This is a genomic window from Acidithiobacillus ferriphilus, assembly GCF_018854775.1.
GTDB classification, from domain to species: domain Bacteria; phylum Pseudomonadota; class Gammaproteobacteria; order Acidithiobacillales; family Acidithiobacillaceae; genus Acidithiobacillus; species Acidithiobacillus ferriphilus.
The window spans coordinates 1-9,068 of sequence record NZ_JAAZTY010000082.1 but is presented as its reverse complement, the minus strand read 5'-3'; the positions used below and the strand labels follow the sequence as shown (position 1 = coordinate 9,068).

Sequence of the window (9,068 nt, the reverse complement as noted above, 5' to 3'; positions counted from 1 at the left end):
AGATTGGAGGGTATGAGTATCCTTACCCGCGACTGCGGGCCGGTACCGTGTATTTGTGGCCGTTGGAAGTACGTGAGCCCGCCACGAGTACGGTCTTTATTAACGGGGGCTGGGGTGGCGGTCCTTGGGGACCTTGGGGTTGGTGGGGAGGCCCAGGCTGGGGATGGCGTTAATCTTTGATTGCCTGTCCGGTCTTGCTTAGGGCAGGCAGACCCTTTAGTATATACGCTGGTATTTTGCCGGGATGGCGGAACTGGTAGACGCGCCGGACTCAAAATCCGGTGGTGGTGACATCGTGTCGGTTCGAGTCCGACTCTCGGTACCAAAAAGCTGAAGAAGCCCGGTTTTGCCGGGTTTTTTTGTAACCGTTTTTTCACGGAGCTAGGGGGTTGGCATGGCGATGCAGCGGCGGTTGGCGTGGTTAGCGGTGGCAGCAGGCGTGGTGGCAACGCTACCGCTTGGCGGGTGTGTGGCGCTCCTTGCAGCCGGAGCTGGCGGCGGGGCGGTGGCTTACGCGGAGAACGGCGGGGTCGCCAATTTCTACGCGTTCTACCCGACTTCGGTGAGTCGGGTCAGTGCGGCATCCCGGGCGGCATTCGGAGAAATGGACATTCGCTATAACGGTGAAATCCACAAGAGTCCTTCTAAGCTTTTGCTTGAAGGTACCACCCAGGATGGACAGACGGCTAAGGTGACGCTAACCTCCATGGCAACGGATGTTACCAAGGCCAATATCCGCATTGGGACTTTGGGTGATAAGCCGCTGTCCTTGCAGTTTCAAAAACTGCTTTCGCAGCGGCTGGGATTGGCTGCCAGCGCGGAAGCCCCGGCGGGGACGGGGTTGCCGCCGCCTTCGGCCAGCAGCCAGCCAACGGCGCCACAGCAGCCTGAGCAGCAAACAATTCCATTACAGTAATCCACTTCTTTATTCCATGACTGGATTCGGGTTGCGTGCTGTTGGAGATGGCGCCCTAACGCCTTAATATAGCTGATCTGCGTAACAAGAAAAATGACATTGATATAAAAACGTCATAAAAGGTTCATAAAACTGTCACATTGATTTGCTATGGTGGTCCTTTCGGTTGATAGAGGGGCTACCATGAACCCGCAATATCTCATTCATCTCGCCAACTATTCAGATGGCGTTCTTTACGTGCTCGGTACTCTGCTGCTGCTTGAACTGGCGGTGATAGTGGATCGCTTTTGGTACCTGCGGCGCACCATTTTGCGTGGGCTGGTGTTCGTGCAGGAGTTGGGTGGCCATGGTCGACTGGATCGTGAAACGCTTAGTAAAATGACCATAGGCGCCGGGGATCTGCCCGAAGCCGCTTTGCTGCGAATGGCCGCTTCCCATCACGGACAGGTCAAGGGCGAAGCCCTCGCCAGCCGTCTGGAAGAAAGCGTGCTGGTATTGGCGCCGCAACTGGATCGCCGTCTGTGGTTGCTGGACACCATCATCACTTTGGCGCCGCTGCTGGGTTTGTTCGGCACGATTATCGGCATGTTCCACGCCTTTTCGGTGCTGGCCGCGCCAGGACACGCTCCCGCGGCGGTCACCGGCGGTGTGGCTGACGCGCTGGTCGCCACGGCAACCGGCCTGTTTATCGCCATGCTCGGCCTGATCGCCTTCAATGCCTTCAACAATCAGGTGCGACAGATTCTTCTGCAACTGGATTCCGTAAAGACCATGCTGCTCAATCGGATGGATGGTCAGCCCATGATCACGCCGGACGACAGCGGTAAGCAGCGCAGTGAAGTGCTGTCTGTGGCAAGGGCCAGTTGATGGAGCGCCGTTACTTCGAGCAGAAAAAGGGCCGGGTGGAGATCATCCCCATGATTGATATCATGCTTTTCCTGCTGGTGTTTTTTATCATGATTACTCTGCAAATGATCCCCGATAAGGGGCTGAATTTACAACTCCCGACCGCTAGTCGGGCACAGCAGCTTCCGCATCCGCACTACACCATCAATATCGATAAGGATGGCTCAGTGAATGTAAAGGGTCATCGCTATGATCTCGGCGGCCTGCAGGAAATGCTTGCCTCTGATAGCGATCCCGGCAAGACTCAGATCACCATTGTTGCCGACAAGGGAGTGCCCTTTCAGAACTTCGTTCATGTGATGGATCGCTGTCAGAAAGCTGGGGTGAGTGATATCGGGATTGCCGCGAAAGCGAGTAATTAGGAAAAGTATATACGAGGAATATAATCGGTGAATACAATTGTCAGTGATCCATCCTGGGCACCACAACGTCCGAAGGGGCATTTCGGACGCGCATTGTTGATTGGTGCAGTGTTAGAGGTAGTGTTGGTAGGTGGATTGATTTGGGGGGGTAGTAATACACCAGCACCTAAGCTAATGGTAAAGAAGATTATCGCCATTCACATGGTGCAACCGGCACCTCCCAAACCCAAGCCGGTGCCACCACCACCGAAGCCGGTAGTGCATCCGAAGCCGGTGCCTAAGCCGCTACCTCATCCCATTCCGCAGCCGAGGCCGAAGCCGGTAGTGCATCACGCGCCTGCGCCCAAGCCGTTGATGGCCAAAACACCCTTGCCTACGGCACCAGTGGTACCGCCTAGCCCGCCGGTAACCACGCCGCCACCGCCACCACCCCCTCCGGCGCCAAGCATGGCTGCGCGTGAGGCGGCTATAGATCAGTACGCTGGCATGGTGCGCACCCGTGTTCAGGCCGATGCGCATGTTCCGGAGGCCGTCCGGCTGATGCATTTGAGTGGCACCGCCGTGATCACCTTCCGGCTGACGCCATCGGGCCGACTACTGTGGGCGAGAATTGCCCAATCCAGTGGTGTGGGACCAATTGATAAGGCGGCGCTGAAATCGGTGGAAGAGGGTACTTATCCGCCCTTTACCAAGAATATGCCGAAGCATGCCAGCAATTTTAATGTGGAGGTACATTTATCAAGCCACTCCTCGTAGCGCTGGTGTGATAGTTTCATGGGTGATTGAGATGAACGAGGGTGTTTTCTATGGGGCCACAAAATCGCCGGCAGTTTTTGAAGCAGTTGGGACTGGGGAGCAGTGCGGTTATCGCTGCTCCGCATCTGCTGGGTGTGGCACGAGCTGCGGGAGTCAGCGAGGAAAATCTCCTGCGTCAAAAAGTTGAGCATGTGGTGGTGATATTTCAGGAGAACCGCAGTTTTGATCATTACTTCGGTACCTTCCAGCCGAAAAACGGGCAACAGATTATCAATTTATTAGATGCACAGGGGCAGTTGGATCATCGTTTTTTCGGGTTGCAGAAAAATCCGGCGGGTATCGCTTATGATAACCTACCGTTACCTACGGATATTCCGGGTTTTCAGAACGTGCAATTGCCTAACCAGCCCTTCCACATGGCGCCCTATATTCCCGCCAAAGGCAATGTACATTGGGATCCAAAACATCGGTTTTTCCGCATGATGGCGGAGGTTCATAACGGTAAGATGGACCGTTTCGTAGCTCTGGCGGGTGGTAGCAAAACCCTTTTGTCGCGGGACGAATTCAAAAAAATGAGCCCGGAGCAAACCGCCTTTGACCTGGCTCGACCCAGTGGTCCGGTGCTGGGGTATTATACCGGTGAAGATCTGCCCTTCTATCACCGTGTCGCGCACCAGTACACGCTCTTTGATCATTTCTTTCAGGCCATGAGCGGCGGCAGTACCGGCAATGCGCTTTATCTGGTGGCCGCCCGTTCCTGTGTCTATCCCAATGCGCCAAAGGATGTCTGCGCACCCTTCGATCCGAAAGACGCCGGTCTGGAACACAGCTTCTTTGATCTGCCCTATGACCACAAAAAAGTCTTGGTCAACGATCTGCCGCCGGTGCAGGGACCGACCAATGCGGATGCCGTGAAGGCCTTGAAGATATCCCCACCCCCGGAGGCACAGACCTACGACAATATCGGTGACCGTCTGGATGGCGCCAAAGTATCCTGGGCCTGGTATAACGAAAACTGGAATCGGGTAAAGCCGTGGGCGCTCAAGACCGCTTTTGGTCCCGGCGACGGTTCGGCGGTGATTGACACGGGTCAGTTGTATGTAGCCCACCATAACCCCTTCCAGTACTACCCGCGTTGGCCAGAATATGTGAAGGGCGGTCGCATGCGCGACAGTGATGACTTTCTCGCCGATGCCCGTGCTGGCAAACTGCCCGGTGTCTCCTTCGTCAGGGCCAGTGCCGCCCATGACGAACATCCGGCCGACTGTGCACCTGTTTATGGCATGGAATGGGTGGAGCAACTAGTGCGCGCTGCCGCTGATGGCCCGGCCTGGGACAAAACCGCCATCTTCATTACCTATGACGAAGGCGGTGGCTTCTGGGATTCGCTGCCGCCTAAAGTGGTGGACGACTACGGATTCGGCACCCGTACCCCGGCCCTGCTTATCAGTCCTTGGGCGCGCCAGGGTTTGGTGGACCATCACCTGGCCAGCACGGCCAGCATCCTTAAATTCATCGAAACCCGTTTTGGTCTGCGGGCCCTCAACCACCGTGACCACGATGCTTACGACATGATGGGTGCCTTTGACTGGGATCAGAAACCTGAGCACTTCAGTATCTGATGGGTCAGGCTGGCAACGTTAATGCCTTCTCCATAGCGAGAAGGCAGAGCCCGGCAACCTTGGGCATGCCATAACGACTACCAATACGTTAGCCACGCCCTGATTTTGCCATACCGTCCAGCAAGTCCGCTTCTGTAGTCCCCCACCTTTGGTAGCTCACCTCGATTACACTATTGATGAGCGCGCAAGGGCAATCGTTTCTGCTTCTTGCGCAATACGGCAAGAATGCAACGACTTTTAGTATCCGTCATGATTTCCTTGTCTGATGATTCCGTTGTAATTTGTCAGAAATTTGTCATTAAAACTTCATAATAATGTCATGTTGTGTTGCTAGAATCCTGCGCGGTTGTAGAGGATTTATGACAAGTTTTCTCCTGATGAGGATATTATCATGGCATATTGCCCAACTCTGCGCACCGCAGTAATCATGGCACTCTGTGCCTTACCCGTTCTCGCCCACGCCGAGCTGACGGCGCCCGCCGTCAGCGGTGCCGAGACCGCTGCAACTGCCCCCATTGGTGGCAGTGCTCCGGTGACTATTGGTGAAGTAGAGAAAGAAGCGCCGCCGGAGCGCGGCACTGGCTCCCTGAGTAAAGAACTGGTGAAGCATGCCAGCCCGAATGAAAGCTTTCAGAGTGTGTTGCGCAATGTTCCGGGCTTTACCGTAATCAGCACTGGACCCGGTAACCTTACCACCAGTGACAGCACCTTTACCTACCAGGGTTTCAACAGCGATCAGATTGGCGTAAATCTGGACGGTGTACCTCTGATTAACACTTTTCGCGGCGGCACGAACGGTCAGGGTGACGACCACGCTCTCACGCCCATTGGCATGGGTCAATTCTCGGGAGTCTCAGTTTACAGCGGTGCCAACACGCCTTCTGAGACTGGCATCAATGCTTTGGGTGCGACGCTGAATTATAAGCCGCGTATGCCCACTTCAAAATTCTACGCCGAGGTTTCGGGTAGTGGCGGACTTTACTCCGGTGGCGTCGGTGATAGTGCCGCCGGTGGGTTTAGTGTCAACTCAGGTGCTTTGCCGTATACGGGAACCAAGCTTTATGCCAACTACTATTACAGCCCTTTCCACAGCTTTATCAACCATGTTTTCTCCATCAACAACAACTACTACTTTGCGGCGGTACAGCCCTACAACCACGGCATGTCCCAGCTCTCACTGATTACTATCTACAATCATGAGATTGCCCAACAACCATCAACGGTGCCCTTACCCTTGTTACAAAAATATGGCCGAAGTTTTCAGTGGGCTCCCAACATCTGGAATGATCATACAACTACGAGCTCGTACACCACTATCTTGGGCTGGAAATCCATTCTGAATCAGAATATGCTGGCCAAAGCCAAGTTTTTTATAACCCAGAATAACAACGACCGCACGGCCTATGCCAACGCGGCCTATAAAGCTGGGTATGATGGTTATCCGTTGCCAACAGCACTAAAAAGCTATGCCAATCCCAGCAAGACGGGCCGACCAAGTAATACCTATAATCCGACGGCATTATTCGGAAATAGCTATAATGGTACACAGTATCAGCGCTATGTCGATAATTTCGGTAATGCAGGCTTGATGCCGTCTCTGACCTTCCTCTTGCCGGATAATACCGTCACACTCGGTGGATTGTATATGTTCAGTAAGGATCATTCGGCAGAGTACTGGTATGGCCAACCGGCTGTGCCGATGATCAATGGTTACAATGACGCATGGAGTGAGCATGATACCCGTAATTATGGGGATGTCTTCCTACAGGATCGTATCACTTTGTTCAATCATCGTCTGATCATCACTCCGGGTGCCAAGTATTACCTGGTCGATACGACATGTAATGATATTGAAGGGTATTATTACAATTACGGAGGTGGTGTCAGTAACACCTTTAACTACTGGGAGCCATCTTTTGGGGTGAGCTTCCTCGCCACCAAAAATGCAGATTTGTACTTCCATTATGGCCGGGTATATAAGGTGCCTAATATCAGTGCTTATTATGCGGTTATAGGCTCTACACCAACGCCTGGGCCAATGTTGGTCAAACCGGAGTACGTGGATAGTATCGATACGGGCATCCGCTATAACTTCGGTGATATCAAAACATCACTGGCTTATTTCCGCCGGATGTTCAGCAATAAATTCGGTTATTTCTATGATAACCAGACGGGACAGACCTTCCAGTATAATGTCGGCAGTGCTCTGTATCAGGGGGTTACTGCCTCAGTGGACGCTAAATTACCCTACAATATGAATGCGTTCATCAACTATAGTCTGACCGATGCTAAATATACGTCGAATTTTGATGCCGCCGATGGTGCATCCGTCAGTAGTGGGGAATATGTCGGCGATGTTCCCATGTACAATCTCAATTTCGGTCTGGGTTATCACTATGCCGGATTCAGTGCACGGGTTACCGACCATGTTGTCGGTTCCCAGTACATCAATACCAATAAGGGAGCGCCTGCAGGCGTTTCCCTGCATCCCTACAATATCACCAATCTTAATTTGGCTTATGCGTGGCGGCCAGGTGATATGGGTGTGAAAAAAGTTACTATTGACTTGTATGTGGATAACATTTTCAACGCCAACTACATTCCCTATGAATATGAACAGTTGCGGAGTGCAAAATATGGCGGAAACTTCATTACAGCGCAGGCGAGTGCACCGGCTTTTGCCGGTGCCAGCGTGACGGCCAAGTTCTGAAGTCTGATTGGTATCCGCGGGTTAGCGGCGGGTTTCCAAAAGCCCTCTATCCGGTGGCCTTACGGTCACCGGATTCTTGCCATCCGACACTGACCATACCCCCGGTCGCCGATGCGGTATCAGAGACGACAGCACAATAAGAACCGTTCGGATGTTGTGGCGGAGAGGACATCAGGCGGCACTACCCCGTGCGTGCGCAAGGTCGGGATAACCATCCTTCAACCACAGCTCCGGCAGTGTTTCCAGAATCTCCCGCACCAGTTCCGGTCCCCGGAAAATGAGCCCGCTATAGACCTGCAACAGGCTGGCCCCGGCCTGGATCTTGGCATAGGCATCTGCCGCACTGAGGATACCACCGACGCCAATGATGGGTACCTGTCCCTGAGTCGCACGATAGAGTTGCGCGATGACGGCATTGGATTGCTCCAGCAATGGTGCACCGCTCAGGCCCCCGCTTTCGGAGAGCACGGGTTGGGTGGCCGGGCGTTTTATAGTGGTATTGGTGGCGATAAAACCATCCACCAGGGGTTCCGTGCCTAAGGCTAGGCCACCGATGGCGTTGAGATCATCATTATCCAGATCTGGAGCGATTTTCAGGAGCAGCGGCAGAGGGGCGCGCTGATACTGCAGGGCCAGACGTTGGTTGGCTGCGGTAACTGCCCTGAGCAGTCCCCGTAAGGCCTTCTCCCCCTGTAGCAGTCGCAGCCCCGGCGTGTTGGGTGAGCTGACATTGATGCAGAGATAGTCGCCATAGTGAAAGAGCAACTCCAGCGCGGCGACATAGTCGTCCTGCGCCTGCTCCAGCGGGGTATCCTTGTTTTTGCCGAGATTGATGCCGATAGGCACCGGATGGCTAGGTAACGCCGCCAGTCTGCGGGCAACTGCCGCAGCCCCTTCACCGGGGAAACCCATGCGGTTGATGACCGCCTGCTGTGCCGGATAACGAAAGACCCGGGGGCGCGGATTACCCGGCTGCGGGCGCGGGGTCACTGTGCCGATTTCGATGAAGCCGAAACCGAGGGCGGGGAGGGCGGCGGCGGCGCGGGCGTCCTTGTCGTAGCCGGCAGCGAGGCCGACGGGGTTGGGAAAATGCAGGCCCCAAAAGTCCTGCGCCAGACGGGGATCGGTGACGCTATAGTGTTTTGTCAGGCAGGCCATGCTTTGCGGCATGCGCCCCAGTGTTTCCAGCGCAGCGATGCTCAGAGTGTGGGCGCGCTCCGGATCCAGCGTAAAAAGCAGGGGGCGCAGCAGGCCGTAGCTCACGCCCAATCCCTGGGTGTGAGGAAGTCCTCCTTGAGGCGGGCTTCGGGGCTACCGGCTTCGCCATGCCAGTCGTAGGTCCAGGCCGCCAGGGGGGGCAGGGACATGAGGATACTTTCGGTGCGCCCGCCGGACTGTAGGCCGAAGAGGGTGCCGCGGTCATAGACGAGGTTGAATTCCGCATAGCGCCCCCGGCGCAGAAGTTGAAATTGCCGCTCGCGTTCGCCGTAGGGCAGGTCCCGGCGCCGGGCGACAATGGGCAGATAGCTGGCGAGGAAGCTGTTGGCCATATCCTCCCAGAAGGCTTGCAGAAGCTCGCCATCGCCATTGAGATCGTCGAAAAATATACCACCGATACCGCGCATTTCCTGACGGTGCCTGATGGTGAAGTAGTCGTCACACCAGGCTTTGAAGCGCGGATAAAAGCCTGGGTCATGGCGATCACAGGCGGTTTTGAGGGTGCTATGGAAATGACGGGCGTCTTCCTCAAAGCCGTAGATGGGCGTCAGATCGGCGCCGCCGCCGAACCACCACAC

Annotated in this window: 8 protein-coding genes and 1 tRNA gene; 7 read left to right on the top strand and 2 right to left on the bottom strand. The window is 54.9% G+C overall.

Annotation, left to right across the window (positions count from 1 at the left end):
• Positions 1–238: 238 nt before the first annotated feature.
• The 7 genes from HF921_RS06495 (at position 239) to HF921_RS06465 (ending at position 7,272) form a co-directional block, all read left to right on the top strand.
• Positions 239–325: transfer RNA gene (locus HF921_RS06495), tRNA-Leu, on the top strand.
• Between the two features lie 69 nt (positions 326–394).
• Positions 395–916, top strand: a complete 522-nt coding sequence (locus tag HF921_RS06490; RefSeq protein ID WP_064220201.1) for a DUF3568 family protein — start codon at positions 395–397, stop codon at positions 914–916.
• Between the two features lie 183 nt (positions 917–1,099).
• Positions 1,100–1,783: a MotA/TolQ/ExbB proton channel family protein gene (locus HF921_RS06485; protein ID WP_215861863.1), complete on the top strand. Its 684-nt coding sequence runs from the start codon at positions 1,100–1,102 to the stop codon at positions 1,781–1,783.
• Positions 1,783–2,184 carry an ExbD/TolR family protein gene (locus HF921_RS06480; RefSeq protein WP_064219032.1) on the top strand — a complete coding sequence of 134 codons (402 nt, stop codon included), beginning with the start codon at positions 1,783–1,785 and terminating at the stop codon, positions 2,182–2,184. The genes HF921_RS06485 and HF921_RS06480 overlap by 1 nt, the downstream gene beginning before the upstream one ends.
• Positions 2,185–2,211: 27 nt before the next feature.
• Positions 2,212–2,940, top strand: a complete 729-nt coding sequence (locus HF921_RS06475; RefSeq protein WP_064219033.1) for a TonB family protein — start codon at positions 2,212–2,214, stop codon at positions 2,938–2,940.
• Between the two features lie 50 nt (positions 2,941–2,990).
• Positions 2,991–4,562 (top strand): alkaline phosphatase family protein, encoded by a 1,572-nt coding sequence (locus HF921_RS06470; RefSeq protein ID WP_064219034.1) that lies wholly within the window; start codon positions 2,991–2,993, stop codon positions 4,560–4,562.
• Positions 4,563–4,953: 391 nt separating this feature from the next.
• Positions 4,954–7,272, top strand: a complete 2,319-nt coding sequence (locus HF921_RS06465; RefSeq protein WP_215892614.1) for a TonB-dependent receptor — start codon at positions 4,954–4,956, stop codon at positions 7,270–7,272.
• 171 nt (positions 7,273–7,443) lie between these two features.
• On the opposite strand, the gene HF921_RS06460 is transcribed toward HF921_RS06465, so the two are convergent.
• Positions 7,444–8,535 carry a quinone-dependent dihydroorotate dehydrogenase gene (locus tag HF921_RS06460; protein ID WP_215892613.1) on the bottom strand — a complete coding sequence of 364 codons (1,092 nt, stop codon included), beginning with the start codon at positions 8,533–8,535 and terminating at the stop codon, positions 7,444–7,446.
• Positions 8,532–9,068, bottom strand: a 537-nt coding sequence (locus HF921_RS06455; protein WP_215880148.1) for a coproporphyrinogen III oxidase, incomplete at its 5' end; no start/stop codon positions are given. The genes HF921_RS06455 and HF921_RS06460, both read right to left, overlap by 4 nt.